This window comes from Micromonospora sp. WMMA1998 (assembly GCF_027497375.1).
Lineage (GTDB): Bacteria > Actinomycetota > Actinomycetes > Mycobacteriales > Micromonosporaceae > Micromonospora > Micromonospora sediminicola.
The window spans coordinates 411,757-429,961 of sequence record NZ_CP114911.1; the positions used below are offsets into that span (position 1 = coordinate 411,757).

Sequence of the window (18,205 nt, forward strand, 5' to 3'; positions counted from 1 at the left end):
GCGGGAAGACCGCTCGCCGCGGAACGGCCCACGACGCCGTGCGGCGGGCAGCCACCGCTTTCGACGTATCCGTCACGTAACCAACTTCCTCACCCGGTGCGTGGTCCGACCACGCGCACGACCGGTTCCGACCGGGCGGGGGGATCTTCGGCGAGGGAGGCGCGGATGTTCGGTCAGACCACCACGACACCCACCCCACCGACCAACGAGCGAGGTCTGGAGGATCTCGACGCGGCGGCGCTCGCGTACGCGGCCCGGATCGAAGGGCTGCCACCCGAGCGGCGGCAGGAGGCGCGGGACGACCTGGTCCGCTTCGCGTTGCCGTTCGCGGGTCGGCTGGCCCGCCGCTACCGGGGACGCGGGGAACCGCTGGAGGATCTGGAGCAGGTGGCCCGGCTCGGTCTGGTCAACGCCGTCGACCGGTACGACCCGGAACGCGGGTCGTTCACCGCGTACGCGGCCATCACCATCGTCGGCGAGATCAAACGCCACTTCCGGGACCGCACCTGGGGCGTGCACGTGCCACGCCGGCTGCGCGACCTGATCCTGGAGGTGGGGCAGGCGACGGCGACGTTGACCAGCGAGCTGTCCCGGGCCCCGTCCGTGGCGGAGTTGGCGGAGCGGCTGGAGACGCCGGAGGAGGAGATCCTCGCCGCGCTGGAGTCGGCCGCCGGCTACAGCCCGGCCTCGCTCAACGCGCCGGTCGGTGGGGAGAGCTCGGCCGAGTTCGGCGACCTGGTCGGCGAGTCCGACAACGCGCTGGAGTCGGTCGACGACCGGGTCACGGTCAGCGGCCTGCTGCACCGGTTGCCCTGGCGGGAGCGGCGGATCCTGGCCATGCGGTTCTACGGCAACCAGACCCAGGCGGAGATCGCCGCCCGTTTCGGCATCTCGCAGATGCACGTCTCCCGCCTGCTGTCCCGGGCGCTGACCTGGCTGCGCCAGGCGATGCTCGCCGACGCCCCGCCGCCGTGGCAGAACGGGACGGCCGAGACCGAGCCGGCCAAGGCCCGGATCTCGGTGCGGCAGAACGGCGACCGGGTGGTCGTCGAGGTCGGCGGCGAGGTGGACCGGGCCGGCGCGGACCAGCTGCGCCGGGCGATGCTGGAGGCGGTCACCGGGCAGCCTCGCGAGGTCGTGGTCGACCTGGTGGGCGCGGGCGGCTTCGACGCCGGCGGGATCGCCGCGCTGATGGCCGGCCGGGACGCCGCCGTGCGGACCGGGGTGCCGCTGCGGTTGACCCGGGTGCAGCCCGCGGTGCGCCGCTCGCTGGCCGCCGCCGGACTGTCCGCCGCCGACTGACACGCACGCGCGACGCCGGCTCCCGAAGGGGGAGCCGGCGTCCGGCGTACCCGGGAACGGAGGCCGGCGCCCGACGACGCCGGCCTCCCGTCCCGCTCAGTTATCCCGGGTGTCGCCGTGCCCGCGCGGGTGGCGCCACCGGTCGTTCGGCGGATCCCCCCGCTCCGCGCCGAGGATGGTGTCCTCCGGCTCGTCGGTCTGGTCGAAGCTGGGTCGGATCACCCCCTCCGGCTCCGGCACGTCGACCGGCCGCGCGCCGGACTGGGGCGCGGGTTGATACTCCACAGCCTCGCGGGCGCCGTGCGCGCCTTCGGCGGCCGGCGACTCCGGCACCCGCCGCTCGTGGCGTATCTCCTCGGCGAAGTGCTGCGGCGGCCTGGTGCTGCGCTGGGGCAGGTCGCGGCCGAGGTCGGAGACGAGCGGGCCGTACTTGGCGTCGAACGCCGGCCGCTCGGAGCGGATCCGGGGCATCCGGTCGAAGTTGCGCAGCGGCGGCGGGCAGGTGGTGGCCCATTCCAGCGAGTTGCCGAAGCCCCACGGGTCGTCCACCGTGACCATGGCGCCGTAACGCCACGACTTCCACACGTTGTAGATGAAGAACAGCGTCGACGCGCCGAGGACGAACGAGCCCACCGTGGAGATCTCGTTCAGCACGGTGAAGCCGTCGCCGGGCAGGTAGTCGGCGTAGCGGCGCGGCATGCCCTCGTTGCCCAGCCAGTGCTGCACCAGGAAGGTGGCGTGGAAGCCGACGAACATCGTCCAGAAGTGGATCTTTCCGAGTCGTTCGTCGAGCATCCGGCCGGTCATCTTCGGGAACCAGAAGTAGACGCCGCCGAACGCGGCGAACACGATGGTGCCGAAGAGCACGTAGTGGAAGTGCGCCACCACGAAGTACGAGTCGGTGACGTGGAAGTCCACCGGCGGGCTGGCCAGCAGCACCCCGGTGAGGCCGCCGAGCAGGAACGTGACCAGGAAGCCGACCGCGAACAGCATCGGCGTCTCGAACGTGATCTGCCCCTTCCACATGGTGCCGATCCAGTTGAAGAACTTCACGCCGGTGGGCACCGCGATCAGGTAGCTGAGGATGCTGAAGAACGGCAGCAGCACCTGGCCGGTGGCGAACATGTGGTGCGCCCACACGCTCATCGACAGCACCGTGATGGCGATGGTGGCCAGCACCAGGCCGGTGTAGCCGAAGATCGGCTTGCGGGAGAAGACCGGAATGATCTCGGTGATGATGCCGAAGAACGGCAGCGCCACGATGTAGACCTCGGGATGCCCGAAGAACCAGAACAGGTGCTGCCACAGCATCGGGCCGCCGGTGGTCGGATCGTAGACGTGCGAGTGCAGGATCCGGTCCGAGGCGAGCGCGAACAGCGCGGCCGCCAGCAGGGGGAACACGAAGATCACCAGCACGCTGGTGAGGAGCATGTTCCAGGTGAAGATCGGCATCCGGAACATGGTCATGCCGGGCGCGCGCAGGGTCAGGATCGTGGTGATCAGGTTGACCGCGCCGAGGATCGTGCCCAGACCGGAGATGGCCAGGCCGACCACCCACATGTTCGCCCCGACGCCCGGGCTGTGCTGGGCGGTGCTCAGCGGCGTGTAGGCGGTCCAGCCGAAGTCCGCCGCACCCTGCGGGGTGACGAACCCCGCCATCACCATCGTGCCGCCGAACAGGTACAGCCAGTAGGCGAACGAGTTCAACCTGGGGAACGCCACGTCCGGGGCGCCGATCTGCAGCGGCACGATGTAGTTGCCGAACGCGAACACCAGCGGGGTGGCGAACAGCAGCAGCATGACCGTGCCGTGCATGGTGAACATCTGGTTGTACTGCTCCGGGGAGAGGAACTGCATCCCCGGCCGGGCCAGCTCGGCCCGGATCACCAGGGCCAGCACCCCGCCGATCAGGAAGAAGACGAACGACGTGCTCAGGTAGAGCAGCCCGATCACCTTCGCGTCGGTGGTCCGCAGCAACCGCCACAGCGCGTTGCCCTTCACCGCCTCCCGGACGGGGCCGGGATATCCCCCGAACCGGGCCGGCGCGAGGATCGCGGGCCCCCGGTCTCGTGCCGGATCCGTGACTACCCGCTTGGGCATGGCATCTCACCCCGTGTGACGACAGACAGGACGGGCGCGCGTACCCGGCCCTCTGTCCATGTAACCAGGCGAGAGCGGAGAATTCGGTCAGTTCGCCGGGAGCATGGCCCAGACGACCTTGCCGGCGCCGACCGGCGTGCTGCCCCAGCGCTGGGTCAGCTCGCGGACCAGCATCAGCCCTCGGCCCCCCTCCGCCCGCGGGTCACGGCCGGTCGCGGCCCGCGCGTCGGCCGGGCTGCCGTCGAGCACCGCCACCCGCAGGTACGGCCGCCGCAGCGTCAACGTGACCTGCATCGGGGTGCCGGCGTGCCGGACCACGTTGCCGACCAGCTCGCTGAGCACCAGCGACGCCGGACCGGCCAGCTCCGGCACGTTCCAGCGGCCGCACGCCTCGGTCACCAGCTCCCGGGCCCGCCGGCAGGCCCCGGCGACCGGCTCCAGCCGGGCCCGCAGCCGTGGCGACGCGGCCGTGCCGGCCAACGCCGTGGCCTCGGCGCAGTCGCGGCGCACCGGCACCACCCGGCAGGCGGTGGTCTCGGCGAGCCACGCCGCCGTCGTCGGCGGGGGAGCGGAGAGGACCATCGGCACCGCCGGCCAGTCGGCGGCCCGCCGGGCCGCCGCGGCGAACACGGACAGCGCCAGCGGCTCGGTGACGTCGATCTCCTCCAGGTCGACCACGAGCGCGTCCGGCTGCTCGGCGAGGCACCGGTCCAGCACCTCGTGCACCGCGCGCATCGTGCCCAGGTCGAGCGCCCCGGCCAGCCGCACCACGGTGACCGGGGACTCGTCGCGGACCTCGCACCTGATCCGGGTCGACATCGGGCCCTCGTTTCTGTCCGTCGGGGAGGACTACGGACGTACCCGGGGCATGGGCCGGTGAAACCGGGCATCGGGGCCGGGAGGGGCAGGTCAGCGCCGGTGCGCGCGCCGGCCGGCCAGCAGGCCCAGGGCCGGCATGGACACCCCCAGCAGCAGGTGCAACCAGGTGCCGGCCCGGTCGACCGCCAGGAGGTTCGCCGCGCTGCGCCGGTCGACGGCCAGGTCGTAGAGCCAGAGGACCAGGAAGATCGCGCCGCCGCCGAGCAGGAACGCCCGCGCGCCGGCGACCGTGCGGGCCAATGTCAGACCGGCCACCCCGAGGACCAGGTTGACGAGGTTGTGCAGCGCCGAGACCTGAAGCAGCCCGAGCAGCCGCGCGCCCGAGCCCGGCCCGGCGAACCGTAGGTCGGCGTAGGCGCTGGTGACCCCCGGCACGAAACCCAACGCGCCGAGCAGCAGCAGGAACACGGCGAACGCCGAGGCGACCCGGCGCACCGGCGCCCGCCCGTCGGCCGGGTTGCGCCGGGCTCGGGAGTGCGCCATCGAGTTCGTCACGCCGGCCCTCCTCGCCACCGCGGGACCGACGGTTTCCCCGGCCCACCGGTGGCAAACGCCGCACCGGTGGGCCGGCCTCCCGCTCAGACGGGCTGCAACGGCACCGTGGCGCCGTGTCGGACCCGGTCGTACAGCTCCACGTACCGCTCGGCCATGCGGGCCGGGGTGAACCGGGTCGCCGCCTCCCGCCGGCACTCGTCCGGCTCCAGCAATCCGGCCGCGAGCACCAGGTCGCCCAGCTCCTCCTCGTCCGCGGTGAGCAGGCCGGTGCGGCTGTGCTCGATCAGCTCCGGCAGGCAGCCCCGGGCGGTGGCCACCACCGGCGTGCCCAGCGACAGCGACTCGACCACGGCCGTCCCGCCCGGTTCCTCCCACCGCAGCGGGAACAACGACGCCCGTGCCGAGGCGACCAGGTCGTCGCGCTCCCGCCCGGCCACCGTGCCCACCCAGCGCACCCGGTCGCCGTCGACGTACGGGGCGACGTGCTCGTGGAAGAACCGCACGTCCGGGTTCTGCCGGGCCTCGTCCCCGGCCGCGGCCAGGTCCTCCGGCCGGTGGTACGGGCCGACCGGGCCGGCCAGCACCAGCGGGAAACCCACCTCGTGGGCCAGCCGGGCGCCCAGGTCCTGGCCCTTGCCCGGATTGATCCGGCCGAGGATCACCAGGTGGTCGCCCTTCGGCGTGCTCGGCCGGCGGTCCGCGTCGACCGCGAGCGGCGTGGACAGGTGCACGTGGCCGACCGAGTGCTCCCGCAACGCCCGCGGCGCCCGGGCCAGCTGCGACGCGGACACCCCGTTCACCCGCACCCGGTCGCCGCCGTCGAGGGTGCCGTACAGCTCCGGGTGCTTGGCCAGGTCCCAGTGCAGCGTGTGCAGCGCGGGCGGGGCGTCCGGGCCCATCGCGGCCATGGTGGCCAGCCCGACCGCCTCCACGTGGTCGTGCACCAGGTCGATGTCGTCGCGGCGGTGCAGCGCCCGCACCACCCCGGCCAGGTGCGCCTGCGACACGCCGCAGACCTGGTTGTACGGCCGCTGCAACGCGGAGAACTGCCCGTCCGGGAAGACCGCGATCTTCTCGTCCACCGGCAACGTGCTGCTCTCCACCGAGGCCAGCACCACCCGTACGCCGAGCCGGCGCAGCTCCGGCACCAGCGTGGCGACGACGTTCTCGATCCCGCCGTAGCCGGGCGGCGGCACGGACAGCCACGGACCGGCGTTCATCAGCACGGTGAGCGTCATGCGCTGCCCTCTCTCGGTGTTCTCGACGTCATGCGGCACGTGCTGTTGGTCGTGACCGCGGTGCTCGCCGGCTCACTCCTGGCACTCACGCGGCGACCCGACGGTGCGGGATGCGATGCCGCAACTGCGCCAGCGGCGGGCGTTCCTCGACCGAGACGTCGTTGACCACGATCTCCCGGTCCAGGTTGGGCAGTGCCTCCGAGCCGCCCCGGCGGAACTGGGTCAGCAGTGCGGTCGGCGCCATCCCGGGCGCCGCCCAGCCGCGCCGTTGCAGACGCGACCAGGCGGTCAGCATGATCTGCGCCGACATCCGGCCCAGCGCGGCGGTGTCCTGGTGCCGGTGCTTGCGCTCGCCCAGGTCGACCTGGGCCAGCGCGTCCAGCCCGACCAGTTCCAGCAGGTCGATCAGCATGGCCGTCTCGACGCCGTACCCGGTGACGAACGGCACCCGCTCCAGCACCTCGCGGCGGCCGGCGTACTCGCCGGCGAGGGGCTGCACGAAGCCGGCCAGCTCCGGCCAGAACAGGTTGAGCAGCGGTCGGGCCATCAGCTCCGTCACCCGCCCGCCGCCGTCGGGCTCGACGCTCGTCGCGCCGACCAGCGGCCGGTGGTAGAACCCCTTCACGAACTCCACGCTCGGGTCGGTGAGCAGCGGACCGAGCAGGCCCGTGACGAAGTGCGGCCGGAACTCGCGCAGGTCGGCGTCGACGAACGCGACGACGTCCCCCTCGGCCGCGGCCAGGCCGGCCCAGAGCGCGTCGCCCTTGCCGGTCAGGCGCGGCAGGCCGCGCGTCATCGCGTCCTGGCCCACCACCTCGGCGCCGGCCGCGCGGGCCACCTGCGCGGTCCGGTCGGTGGACCGGGAGTCCACCACGATCAGCTCGTCGACCAGCGGCACCCGGTCCATCAGGTGTTCCCGGATGGTCGACACGATCGCGCCGACCGTGGCCTCCTCGTTGCGTGCCGGCAGCACCACGCTGACCCGGCTGTTGCCCTTGGCCCGGACCAGCCGACGGGCCGGCCAGTCACCGGCCGTGCTGCTCCGGTACGTGGCCCACGCCTCCACCACCGGTGAGACGGTCACATCTGAATCCCGCACGGGCACCCCCATCAGTGGCGGAATCGCGAACTCCTGTTTTTCCCAGTACCGCATCCGCGCTAACCGGATCTTGCCTAACAACTCGATCACCAGGCGCGTACCGGGTGGTTCCCGGCGGATGAACGTTGCGTTGCGCACCCCCTCGCGTTTGGCGGGACGCCGGCCAGGGGAGTGCTGTCCACGGTGTGTTCAGTCGTGGTGGGAGGGGCGGTCGGATGCGGGTGGGACTGGTCGGAGCCGGCGGGGTGGCGCAACGCCACGCCCGCGTGCTCACGGGGTTCGAGGACGTGGCACTGCTCGGTGTGACCGACGTCGCCCCGGACGCGGCGCGGGCGCTGGCCGACGCGCACGGCGGGCGGGTCTTCCGGGACGTGGACGAGCTGCTCGCCGCCGGCCCGGACGCGGTGTACGTCTGCGTGCCGCCGTTCGCCCACGGCCCGGCGGAGGAGGCGGTCGTCGCCGCCGGCGTGCCGATGTTCGTGGAGAAGCCGGTCGCGGTGGACCTGGAGACGGCCGAGCGGATCGCCGACCTGGTGCAGCGGCGCGGCCTGCTGACCGGGGTCGGGCACCACTGGCGTTACCTGCACGTGGTCGAGGAGGCGCGGCGGCTGCTCGCCGACCGTCCGGTGCGGATGGTCAACGGCGCCTGGCTGGACAAGGTGCCGCCGGTCGCCTGGTGGGCCCGGCGGGACCGCTCCGGCGGCCCGGTGGTCGAGCAGGCCGCCCACGTGCTGGACCTGGTCCGGCTGCTGGTCGGCGAGGCCACCGAGGTCACCGCGTACGGCGACGGGACTCCGCCGCCGGTCGACGGCGCCGACATCGACTCGGTCACCGCGGCCACGCTGCGCTTCGCCTCCGGGGCCGTCGGCACGCTCGCCGCGGCCTGCGTGCTCACCTGGAAGCACCGCGCCGGCCTGGAGATCCTCGCCGACGGGCTGGCCCTGTCGCTGGCCGAGGACGGCCTGACGATCCGCGACGCGGACGGCGAGCGGCACCTGCCCGCCGACCCGGACGGCGCCCGGGTCGCCGTCGACCGGGCCTTCGTCGACGCCGTCCGGGGCGTCGGCGACGACGTGCGGGTCCCGTACGCCGAGGCCCTGCGCACCCAGCGGCTCGCGCTGGCGGTCGCCGAGTCGGCGCGGACCGGCCGTCCGGTGGCGCTGCCCACCGGGCCGGCGGCCCGGCTCACCGCCGCGGTCGCGGACGCGGGGGTGGGCGTCGATGCGTGACCGGGTGGTGGTGGTCAGCGGCCCGGGCCGGGTCGAACTGGTGGAACAGGAGGCGGCCGAGCCGGGCGAGGGCGCCTTCCGGGTGGAGACGCTCTTCAGCGGCGTCTCCGCCGGCACCGAGCTGAGCTACGTCAAGGGCACCAACCCCTATCTGCACGTCACCTGGGACGCCGCGCTCGGGCTGTTCCGGCCGGGTGAGGCGAGCACCCCGTACCCGGTGACCCGGCTCGGCTACATGCAGGTCGGCCGGGTGGTGGAGAGCCGCACCCCGGCGGTCGCGGTGGGCACGGTCGGGGCCATGACGTACGGCCACCGCAGCGGCTGGGTCGCCGACCCGGTGGCCGAGCGGTTCGTGCCGCTGCCCGACGACCTCGATCCGCTGCTCGGTGTCTACGTCGCGCACATGGGCCCGATCTGCGCCAACGGGCTGCTGCACGCCGCCGCCGACCTGTGCGGCACCGACGTGCGCACGCTCGGCGACGGGGTACGCGGCCGCCGGGTCGCGGTGGTCGGCAGCGGCGTGGTCGCCCTGCTCACCGCGCTGTTCGCCCGCCGCCACGGTGCCGCCTCGGTGGTCGTGGTGGACCCGACGCCGGCCCGCCGCCAGGTGGCCGAGGCGCTCGGCCTGGAGACGCTCGACCCGGAGGCCGACGACCCGGCGGTGGTGCTCAAGACCCGGTGGAACCACGCCGCCGGCGACCGGGGCGCGGACGTGGTCTTCCAGTGCCGGGGCCAGGACTGGGCGTTGCAGCTCGCGCTGCGACTGCTGCGCCCCCAGGGCACCGTGATCGACCTGGCGTTCTACCAGGGCGGCGCGGACGCGGTCCGGCTCGGCGAGGAGTTCCACCACAACGGGCTGTCGCTGCGCTGCGCGCAGATCGGCCGGGTGCCCCGTGGCCTCACCCCGACCTGGGACCGGGAGCGGCTGTCCGCCGAGACGGTGGAGCTGCTGCGCCAGTACGGCGAGGAGATCCGCAAGCACGTGGTCTCCGCGGTGGCGCCGTTGGACGAGGCGCCGACCCTGCTGACCGACCTGGCCGAGCGCCGCCGCTCGGAACTGCAGGTGGTCCTGACCGGCTGACCCCGGGTGCGCCCGCGGCCGAGGCGGTGCGGCGTCCGGCTACCGTTCGGGCATGACCGTCGAAGCCGGCCCGACGCCGGGGCTCGCCGCGTTGCTGCCCTACCTGCGCGCCCACCGCGGCACCCTCGTCGCGGTGGGCGCGTTGTCGCTCTCCGGCGCCGCCGCCGCGCTCGCCCAGCCGCTGCTCACCCGCGCCGTGCTGGACCGGATCACCGCCGATCGGCCGGCCGGCGCCCTGGTGGTCGTGCTCGTCGCGCTGGTGGTGGCCGGCGCGCTGCTCGGTGGGCTCCGCGACTACCTGCTGCAACGCACCGGCGAGGGGCTCGTGCTGGGGGTCCGCCGACGGCTGGCCGGGCACCTGCTGCGCCTGCCGATCGTCGAGTACGACCGGCGCCGCACCGGCGACCTGCTGTCCCGGGTCGGCGCCGACACCACGCTGCTGCGGGCGGTGGTGACGTCCGGCCTGTTCGAGACCGTCACCGGCGCGGTGATGGTGGTCGGCGCCGGCACCGCGATGCTGCTGCTGGACCCGCTGCTGTTCGGGGTGACACTGGCCGCGGTCGCGGTCGGCGTGGGCTTCGCGGTCACCGTCGCCCGCCGGGTGCGGGGCCTGGCCCGCCGCGCCCAGGAACGCGTCGGGGAGATGACCTCGGCCGTCGAGCGGGCGATCTCCGCGGCACGGACCATCCGGGCCAGCCGCGCCGAGGGCCGGGAGACCGCCACGGTGGTGACCAGCGCGACCGCGGCGTACGACGCCGGTCTGCGGGTGGCCCGGGCGCAGGCGGTGGTCGGGCCGGCCAGCACGGTCACCGTGCAGGGCGCCTTCCTGCTGGTGCTGGCCGTGGGCGGGGCCCGGGTGGCGGCCGGGGCGATCAGCGTGGGCGACCTGGTCGCCTTCGTGATGTTCCTGTTCTTCCTGGTGCTGCCGCTCGGCCAGGCGGTGCACGCCTACACGCAGCTGCAGAGCGGGCTGGGCGCGTTGGCCCGGATCGAGGAGATCCTCACCGTTCCCGACGAGCGGGTCGACGACCGGCCGTCGACCGCCGTGGCCGTGCCGCCCGCAGGCGTCCCCGCCCGGGTCGAGTTCGACCGGGTCGGCTTCGGCTATCCCGGCGGCCCGCCGGTGCTGCGCGAGGTGAGCTTCACCGTGCCCGCCGGCACCCGTACCGCGCTCGTCGGCCCGTCCGGCGCCGGTAAGTCCACCCTGCTGGCGCTGGTCGAACGCTTCTACGAGGTGGGCGAGGGCGCGGTGCGCCTGGACGGCGTGGACATGCGGGAGCTGCCCCGCGACGCGCTGCGCGCCCGGCTCGGCTACGTCGAGCAGGAGGCGCCGGTGCTCGCCGGCACGCTGCGGGACAACCTCCTGATCACCGCGCCCGACGCCACCGACGACCGGCTGCGCGGCGTGCTGGACGAGGTCAACCTGGGTCACCTGGCCGAGCGGACCGCCGACGGGCTGGACGTGCAGGTCGGGGAGGGCGGCGTGCTGCTCTCCGGCGGGGAACGGCAGCGGCTGGCCATCGCCCGGGCGCTGCTGGCCGGGCCGCCGGTGCTGCTGCTCGACGAGCCGACCAGCAACCTCGACGCGCGCAACGAGGCGGCGCTGCGCCGGGCGATCGACGCGGTGGCGGTGCGCCGGACCCTGCTGATCGTGGCGCACCGCCTGTCGACCGTGGTCGACGCCGACCAGATCGTGGTGCTCGACGGCGGCCGGGTGGTGGCCGTCGGCACGCACGACGAGCTGACCACCGCCAGCCCGCTCTACCGGGAGCTGGCCACCCACCAGCTTCTGGTGGCCTGATCCGCCCACCCCGGGCCTGACCTGGGGCGACCGGCCGAAATCCGGACACGGCGTGGCGGCGGCGCCGGGCGGGGGTCACAATCGGCTGCGGTTCGCGTACCGTTGCGGCTCATGGGTGTGTCGCAACGGTTGAAGACCAGGTTCCGCCGGTTCCTCCAGCGCCCCGGGACGACTGTCGACCTGGCGCCGCTGGAGAAGCTGCTGCCGGCGATCGAGGCCCGCGAGGCCGAGCTGGAGCAGCTCTCCGACGCCGAGCTGACCGAGGCGGCCGGGCAGGCCGAGAAGTACGAGGAGATCTGCGCGATCGGCCGTGAGGCGGCCCGGCGCGGGCTCGACCAGCGCCCCTACGACGTGCAGCTGCTCGGCGCCATGGCGCTGCTCTCGGGCAAGGTCGCCGAGATGGCCACCGGTGAGGGCAAGACGCTGACCGCGACCGTCGCCGCGTACGGGCACGTCCGGCTGGGCAACGGCCCGGTGCACGTGCTCACCGTCAACGACTACCTGGCCCGCCGCGACGCCGAGTGGATGGAGCCGGTCTACACGCTGCTCGGGCTCACCGTCGGATGGGTCAACGAGGCGTCCACCCCGCAGGAGCGGCGCGCGGCGTACGCCTGCGACGTCACCTACGTCGCGGTCAGCGAGGCCGGTTTCGACTACCTGCGCGACCAGCTCGCCACCGACCTGGCCGACCGGGTGCAGCCGGCGCTGAAGACCGCGATCGTCGACGAGGCCGACTCGATCCTGATCGACGAGGCTCGGGTGCCGATGGTGCTCGCCGGCGCGGTCCCCGGCGAGCAGGACCCGGTGCACGCCGCCGCCGCGCTGGTGCGGGGCCTGCGCAAGGGCAAGCACTACACGGTCGCGGAGGACGGCCGCAGCGTCGCCTTCACCTCGGTCGGCCTGGCCACCGTCGAGGCCAAGCTCGGCGGCATCGACCTGTACGACGAGGAGCACGTCGGGCAGCTCTCCGCGGTGAACGTGGCGCTGCACGCGCACGCCCTGCTGCACCGCGACGTCGACTACATCGTCCGGGACGACTCGGTCGAGCTGATCGACGAGATGCGCGGGCGGGTCGCCCAGCGCCGCCGCTGGCCCGACGGTCTGCAGGCGGCGGTCGAGGCGAAGGAGGGGCTGGACGCCACCGCCGAGGGCGAGGTGCTGGGCACGGTCACCGTGCAGGCGTACATCGCGCTCTACCCGACGGTCTGCGGGATGACCGCGACCGCGGTGCTCGTCGGCGACCAGCTCCGCGAGTTCTTCGGCCTGGAGGTGGCGGTGATCCCGCCGAACACCCCCTGCGTCCGCGAGGACGAGCCGGACCGGATCTACGCCACCCGCGCCGAGAAGGAGGAGGCGCTGGTCGACGAGATCACCCGCTGCCACCAGGCCGGGCGGCCGGTGCTGGTCGGCACGCTCGACGTCAAGGAGTCCGAGGGGCTGGCCGCGGCGCTGAACGCCGCCGGGGTGCCGTGCGTGGTGCTCAACGCCAAGAACGACGACGAGGAGGCCGGCATCATCGCCGAGGCCGGCGCCCACGGCGCGGTCACGGTCTCGACCCAGATGGCCGGCCGGGGCGTGGACATCCGGCTGGGCGGCAGCGACCAGTCCGACCGGGAGCGGGTGGCTGAGCTGGGCGGTCTGTACGTGATCGGCAGCGGCCGGCACGACAGCCGCCGGGTCGACGACCAGCTGCGCGGCCGGGCCGGCCGGCAGGGCGACCCGGGTGGGTCGGTCTTCTTCGTCAGCCTGGAGGACGACCTGGTCGTGCGGCACGCCGGCGACACCGTCCCGGCGTCGCCCCGGATGAACGCCGACGGCCTGGTCACCGATCCGCAGGTCGACTACGCGGTCGAGCACGCCCAGCGGGTCGCGGAGGGCGTCAACCACGAGATCCACCGCAACACCTGGCGCTACAGCCACGTGATCGAGCAGCAGCGCAAGGCCCTGGCCGAGCGGCGGGAGCGCCTGCTGACCAGTGACATCGCCGCGTTGATGCTGCTGGAGCGGGTGCCGGAGAAGGCCGGCGAGATGGACGAGGACCTGCTCGCCGACGTGGCCCGCAAGATCGCCCTCTACCACCTCGACCGGCTCTGGGCCGAGCACCTGGCCGAGCTGTCCGAGGTGCGGGAGGGGGTGCACCTGCGGGCGCTGGGCCGCCTCGACCCGCTCGACGAGTTCCACCGCAGCGCGGTGCCGGCGTTCAACGCGCTGATGCCCGAGATCGAGACGCGGACCGTCGCCACGTTCGAGGAGACGGAGTTCGACGAGGGCTGGGAGCCGGACGCGTCGAAGCTGGTGCGCCCGACCGCGACCTGGACCTACCTGGTGCACGACAACCCGTTCGGCTCGGAGCTGGACCGGCTGATCGCGTCGGTGGGCCGGCGCCTCATCTCCGGGTCGCGCTGACCCACGCTCGGGGCCCCTCCGGCCGGTACGCGCCGGAAGGGGCCCTTTTGCGCGGTTTCGATCCCGGTCTGCGAGGGTAGTAGGCCGAGGCTCGGCCAGAGAGAGGACGGACATGGACCAGGCAACGGCGCCGGACGGGGACACCGCGTGGACGGACGCGGGGGCGGTGGGGGCCGTGGCCCGGTGAATCTCGAGATGCGCCACGCCATGACCGACGACCTGGGCGTGCTGGAGACCGCCGCGCTGCTGCGTGAGCTGACCGCCGGCCTGATCGGCGTCGCCGACTTCGACGAGGCGTTGGACCGGCTGGTGCGGATCGCCCGGGACGCCGTGCCCGGCGTCGACAGCTGCGGCTTCACCGCGCTGCGCGCCGGGGAGCCGGCCGGGGTGGCCGCCTCCGACCCGCGCCGGGCCGAGCTGGACGACCTGCGGCACGGTCCGGACACGCCGGCCCTGACCGCGGTGCGCCGCCGCGAGATGATCATCGCGGCCGAGCTGGCCGGGGAGGAACGCTGGCCGGCCTGGTGCGCGCGGGCCGACGCGCTCGGCGTGCACGGCGTGATCTCCGCCCCGGTCGACGTCGACGAGCAGGTGATCGGCGCGATCAACCTGTACGCCGACGCCCCCGGGACGCTCACCCCCCGGCACCAGCTCACCGCCATGCTGCTCGCCGAGCACGCCGGCCTGCTGCTGGCCGCCGTGCGTGACCGGGAACGGGCCACCGCCCGGGCCGGTCAGCTCGACGGCGCGCTGCTGGCCGAGGGAGTGGTCGGGCAGGCCGTCGGCGTGATCATGACGCAGCGCGGCTGCCCCGCCCCGGATGCGCTGGACGTGCTCCGCAGCGCCGCCTCCTCGTTGGACATCCCGCTGCGCGAGGTGGCCGAGCGGCTCGTGCTCACCGTCTCCCGGCCCCGCGACAACTGAACGACAGTCGTTTCGCTCCCGAGGGCCTCGGGTAGCACCCTGGACTGGTGAACTGCGCCAACCTGGGGAGGACGCGATGGAGAGCCGACTGCGGGTGCAGGGGCACCCCATCCAACCGATGCTGGTGACGTTCCCGTTCGGGCTCTTCGTCAGCGCCGCCGTGTTCGACCTGGCGGACGTCGCCGGCGGCCCGGCCTTCCTCGGCGAGGTGGGCTACTGGACGGCGGTGGCGGCGCTGGTCACGGCCGGGCTCGCCACGGTGGCCGGACTCGTCGACCTGTGGGACGTGCGGATCGGCCGGGCGAATCGGACCGCCATCACGTTCAACCTGGTCAACGCCGTGATGGCGGCGCTGTTCCTGCTCACCTGCCTGATCCGGGCGCACGCGCCGCAGCGGGGCGCGACCGGCGGCCAGCTCGCGACCGAGCTGGTCGCGCTGGCCGTGGGCGCGGTCGGCGTGGGCCTGGGCGCGCGGCTGATCCAGCAGTCCGACCGGGGCCGCGCCGCCGAGCCGGCCGGGTGGGAGACCTTCGACGGTGTCCACGGCGCGACCGTCGAGATCGCCCGGCCCCGACCGTTCTGACCATCCCCCGCCCGCCGCGTTCCGGTGGGGGCGCAGGGCGTGTCGCGGCGGGCGGGGCAGACAAGGTGAAACCGATATGCCTCCTGGTCATACTTATGACCAGGAGGCATAGCGCACTCCGGGCAGGTCGTCTCGTGAAGCCATCACGCTCGGTGACCGCCGTCGACGCCCCGAACCGTAGGCCCGGCGACGCGAAACCCGGTGCCGTCGCCACAGGGCGCGCTCACCCCGGGCCCACGCCGGCCGGCGCCGCGCCCCCGAGCCCGGGCACGGAAATGGCGTTGCCGTCGGCCGCCGTCCGGCGGCACGCTCGGCCCATGGTCACCGATCGCGGGTTCGACGAGCTGGTTGCCGAGGCCGACGCCACGCCCGTCGAGGGGTGGAGCTTCTCCTGGCTGGCCGGGCGGGCCACCGAGGAGCGCCCGCCGTGGGGCTACGCCCGGCTCGTCGGGGAGCGGCTGGCGACCGTCGAGGCCGCCCTGGACATCGACACCGGGGGCGGTGAGGTGCTGGCCGAGGCGTCGACGCCGCCACCGCTGCTGGTCGCCACCGAGGCCTGGCCGCCGAACGTTCCGGTCGCGCGGCGCAACCTGCGCCCGCTCGGCGCGTTCGTGGTGCGGGTGGCCGACCGGCCGCCGCTGCCGTTCCGCGACGCCGCGTTCGACCTGGTGGTCAGCCGGCACCCGGTGCACACCTGGTGGGACGAGGTGGCCCGGGTGCTGCGCCCGGGGGGCGCCTACCTGTCCCAGCAAATCGGCCCCGGCACGGTCCGGGAACTCAGCGAGGCGATCCTCGGACCGCTGCCGCCGCCTGCGCACCGTCACCCGCGGGCGGCGGTGGCCGACGCGCGGGCCGCCGGGCTGACCGTGGTGGACCTGCGCGAGGCGACGTTGCGTACCGTCTTCCACGACATCGGCGCGGTGGTCTGGTTCCTGCGCAAGGTGGTCTGGACGGTGCCCGGCTTCACGGTCGACCGCTACCGGGCCCAGCTGCGCCGGCTGGACGAGCGGATCCGCGCCGAGGGCCCGTTCGTCGCCCACGCCCGGCGGTTCCTCATCGAGGCGCGTCGCCCCTGACCGGCGCGGCCCGGTGCGCGGCCGCGTGGTGCGCGGCCAGCACGTCCGCGCCGAAGTCGCCGGCCGGGCGGCGCAGCACCGTGTGCGCGTGGTTGCCGTCGTCGGTGGTGTTGTCGTACTCGATCAGCAGGTCGTCGCCCTGCACCCGGTAGTAGTGCCGCCGGCCCGGCTCGACCGCGCCGGCCCAGGCGAAGTGCAGCTCGCCGCCGTGCAGCCGGTCCGCCTCGCGCGCGGCCAGCTCCGGGGGGAGCCGGTCCAGGTAGAGCGCGACCAGCCGGTCGAGCAGCGCCCGTCCGGTCGGGCCGAGCCGTCCCCGGGGCACGCCGAGCGGGTCGAGTCGACCGGGCGCGGTGGCCCGGGTGGCGCTGATGATGTCGGCCGGCGCCTCCTCGGCGATCACCGCGGCGGCCCGCCCGCCGGGGCCGAGCGCGTCGAGCAACTCGCGGGCCAGGTCCTCCTCCGGGCCCAGGGGGCGCGAGACCGGGCGGCCGGCGTGCCGGACGGTGGCCGGGTTGGCGCCGAGGAAGACCGGAGCGGGGGAGACCTGGTCGTCGGCGACGGTCATGCTCACCGACAGGTGGTGCCCCTCGAACCGCCACGCCCAGCGGTCGTCGCGCGCCGGGTCGCCGAAGACCGCCACCCAGTAGTCGCCGCTGTGCCGCCCGCGCCGCCACCCCTCCGCCCGGTCCAGCACCTCTTCGAGGGCCATCACGGCCATGGCCTGCGCGTACGCGGCGGGGCTGAGCGCGGTGGCGAGCAGCCGGTGGGCGGCCTTGCGGGCCGGGACGTCGAGGTCGGCGACCGGGACGCCGGGGCGGGGCCGGGGCCGGTACTCCAGCCACCGGCGGGCCGGCTCGTCGTCGAAGTCGTGCCGGGCGCGCCGGCGGGCCGGCTCGTCGAGCGCGGCCAGCAGCGCCCCGGCCGCCGCGCGCATCTGCTCGGGTACGGGATCCTCCACCGCCCCTGTATACCGTTCCCGGCGGCGCGGGGTTGCCCGGTGGCGTCAGCGGCCGAGCAGCGCCAGCATCTCCGGCAGCTCGAAGAACCGGGCGGTCTCGGCCGCCGACGGGCCACCGTGGTCCGGGTCGGCGCCGGCGGCGAGCAGCGCGTGGACCGCCGCCGCGTTCTGCCGGAACACCGCCGCGGCCAGCGCGGTCTGCCCGCGGTCGTTGGCCCGGGCCGGGTCGGCGCCGCGGGCCAGCAGCGCGGCCACGGTCTCCGGATGGGCATGGTAGGCGGCGAGGATCAGCAGGGTGTCGCCCTTGGCGTTGGTGAGGTTGACCGGCAGCCCCGCGTCCACGTTGGCCGCCAGTTCCTCGGTCGCCCCGGCGCGGGCCAGGTCGAACATCCGGTGGGCGAAGGCGACGGTCTCGGCGTCCAGTTCGTCGGGCACCCGCCCAGGTTATGGCGTCGCGGCCGGTCCCGCCTGGTAGCTTGCCCAGCCGGGCGAGCGTCGGGGCGGGGTCCGGCTGGTAGCTCGCCCGGCCGGGCACGGGAGGCGGGCATGGACGATCGGGTGTACGTGGGCAACGCGGCGCGGGACGGCGCGACCGACGCGGGCTGGCTGCTGGGCCACTTCAAGCCGGCGGGCGACGTCCGGCACAGCACCGAGGTCGAGGTGAAGTGGGGCGTGCACCCGGCGGGGGAGACCCGGTCCCGGTGGGCCACCGGCGAGCGACGTACCGCGCTGCTGGTGCTGGTCAGCGGCGCGTTCCGAATCGAGTTGCCGGACCGCACGGTGGTGCTGCGCGCGCCGGGCGACTACGTGGTGTGGGGGCGGGGCGTGGACCACTCCTGGTACGCCGAGCGCGAGTCGACGGTGCTCACCGTGCGCTGGCCCTCGGTGCCGGGCTACCGGGTGGAGCCGCCCGTGCTGCGCTGAGGCCGCTGCGCGCGAAATTCGGGCCGGACACGCCGCTGGTGACCACCGTGTACGGCGTCGGCTACCGGCTCGCCGACGACGCTCCGACCGAGGTGGACCGGGACGCCTGG

The 18,205-nt window shown here is 74.4% G+C and carries 16 protein-coding genes and 1 pseudogene; 10 read left to right on the forward strand and 7 right to left on the reverse strand.

All coding sequences use genetic code 11. From position 1 onward, the window contains the following. Positions 1–165 precede the first annotated feature (165 nt). Positions 166–1,302 (forward strand): SigB/SigF/SigG family RNA polymerase sigma factor, encoded by a 1,137-nt coding sequence (locus O7600_RS02010; RefSeq protein ID WP_281592008.1) that lies wholly within the window; start codon positions 166–168, stop codon positions 1,300–1,302. A gap of 96 nt (positions 1,303–1,398) precedes the next feature. Here O7600_RS02010 and ctaD read toward each other — a convergent pair whose 3' ends face one another. From ctaD to O7600_RS02035, 5 genes are all read right to left on the reverse strand, one after another. Further along, complete coding sequence (gene ctaD / locus O7600_RS02015) at positions 1,399–3,402, reverse strand: cytochrome c oxidase subunit I (RefSeq protein ID WP_281592009.1); 2,004 nt, start codon at positions 3,400–3,402, stop codon at positions 1,399–1,401. 87 nt (positions 3,403–3,489) lie between these two features. Further along, complete coding sequence (locus O7600_RS02020; protein ID WP_281592010.1) at positions 3,490–4,221, reverse strand: ATP-binding protein; 732 nt, start codon at positions 4,219–4,221, stop codon at positions 3,490–3,492. Between the two features lie 90 nt (positions 4,222–4,311). Next, complete coding sequence (locus tag O7600_RS02025) at positions 4,312–4,764, reverse strand: DUF4383 domain-containing protein (protein ID WP_281594049.1); 453 nt, start codon at positions 4,762–4,764, stop codon at positions 4,312–4,314. A 95-nt stretch (positions 4,765–4,859) separates the two neighbouring features. Further along, the gene (locus O7600_RS02030; protein ID WP_281592011.1) at positions 4,860–6,014 is read right to left on the reverse strand and encodes a glycosyltransferase; all 1,155 of its coding nucleotides are present in this window, start codon (positions 6,012–6,014) and stop codon (positions 4,860–4,862) included. An 85-nt stretch (positions 6,015–6,099) separates the two neighbouring features. Beyond that, complete coding sequence (locus O7600_RS02035; protein ID WP_281592012.1) at positions 6,100–7,113, reverse strand: glucosyl-3-phosphoglycerate synthase; 1,014 nt, start codon at positions 7,111–7,113, stop codon at positions 6,100–6,102. A 215-nt stretch (positions 7,114–7,328) separates the two neighbouring features. On the opposite strand from O7600_RS02035, the gene O7600_RS02040 reads away from it, so the two are divergent. From O7600_RS02040 to O7600_RS02070, 7 genes are all read left to right on the forward strand, one after another. After that, positions 7,329–8,342, forward strand: a complete 1,014-nt coding sequence (locus O7600_RS02040; protein WP_281592013.1) for a Gfo/Idh/MocA family oxidoreductase — start codon at positions 7,329–7,331, stop codon at positions 8,340–8,342. Next, a complete protein-coding gene (locus O7600_RS02045; RefSeq protein WP_281592014.1) occupies positions 8,335–9,423 on the forward strand; it encodes a zinc-binding dehydrogenase in 1,089 nt (362 codons plus the stop codon). The genes O7600_RS02040 and O7600_RS02045 overlap by 8 nt, the downstream gene beginning before the upstream one ends. A gap of 52 nt (positions 9,424–9,475) precedes the next feature. After that, positions 9,476–11,224, forward strand: coding sequence for an ABC transporter ATP-binding protein (locus O7600_RS02050; RefSeq protein ID WP_281592015.1), 1,749 nt, complete (start codon positions 9,476–9,478; stop codon positions 11,222–11,224). Between the two features lie 111 nt (positions 11,225–11,335). Beyond that, a complete protein-coding gene (secA2, locus tag O7600_RS02055; protein ID WP_281592016.1) occupies positions 11,336–13,630 on the forward strand; it encodes an accessory Sec system translocase SecA2 in 2,295 nt (764 codons plus the stop codon). 207 nt (positions 13,631–13,837) lie between these two features. Beyond that, positions 13,838–14,554, forward strand: a complete 717-nt coding sequence (locus O7600_RS02060; protein ID WP_281592017.1) for a GAF and ANTAR domain-containing protein — start codon at positions 13,838–13,840, stop codon at positions 14,552–14,554. 76 nt (positions 14,555–14,630) lie between these two features. Next, complete coding sequence (locus O7600_RS02065; RefSeq protein ID WP_281592018.1) at positions 14,631–15,137, forward strand: DUF2231 domain-containing protein; 507 nt, start codon at positions 14,631–14,633, stop codon at positions 15,135–15,137. 317 nt (positions 15,138–15,454) lie between these two features. Then, positions 15,455–16,213, forward strand: a complete 759-nt coding sequence (locus O7600_RS02070) for a class I SAM-dependent methyltransferase (protein ID WP_281592019.1) — start codon at positions 15,455–15,457, stop codon at positions 16,211–16,213. On the opposite strand, the gene O7600_RS02075 is transcribed toward O7600_RS02070, so the two are convergent. Further along, positions 16,191–17,171 carry a DUF3500 domain-containing protein gene (locus O7600_RS02075; protein ID WP_281592020.1) on the reverse strand — a complete coding sequence of 327 codons (981 nt, stop codon included), beginning with the start codon at positions 17,169–17,171 and terminating at the stop codon, positions 16,191–16,193. The two genes, O7600_RS02070 and O7600_RS02075, sit on opposite strands and share 23 nt — an antisense overlap. Before the next feature lie 45 nt (positions 17,172–17,216). Continuing rightward, complete coding sequence (locus O7600_RS02080; RefSeq protein ID WP_281592021.1) at positions 17,217–17,606, reverse strand: ankyrin repeat domain-containing protein; 390 nt, start codon at positions 17,604–17,606, stop codon at positions 17,217–17,219. A gap of 111 nt (positions 17,607–17,717) precedes the next feature. Here O7600_RS02080 and O7600_RS02085 point away from each other — a divergent pair, with 111 nt between their 5' ends. Together O7600_RS02085 and O7600_RS02090 are read left to right on the forward strand one after the other, a co-directional pair. Continuing rightward, positions 17,718–18,095 carry a signal peptidase I gene (locus tag O7600_RS02085; RefSeq protein WP_281592022.1) on the forward strand — a complete coding sequence of 126 codons (378 nt, stop codon included), beginning with the start codon at positions 17,718–17,720 and terminating at the stop codon, positions 18,093–18,095. After that, positions 18,092–18,196, forward strand: a pseudogene (locus O7600_RS02090) (helix-turn-helix domain-containing protein); the annotation flags it as partial. The gene O7600_RS02085 and the pseudogene O7600_RS02090, both read left to right, overlap by 4 nt. Positions 18,197–18,205 lie beyond the last annotated feature (9 nt).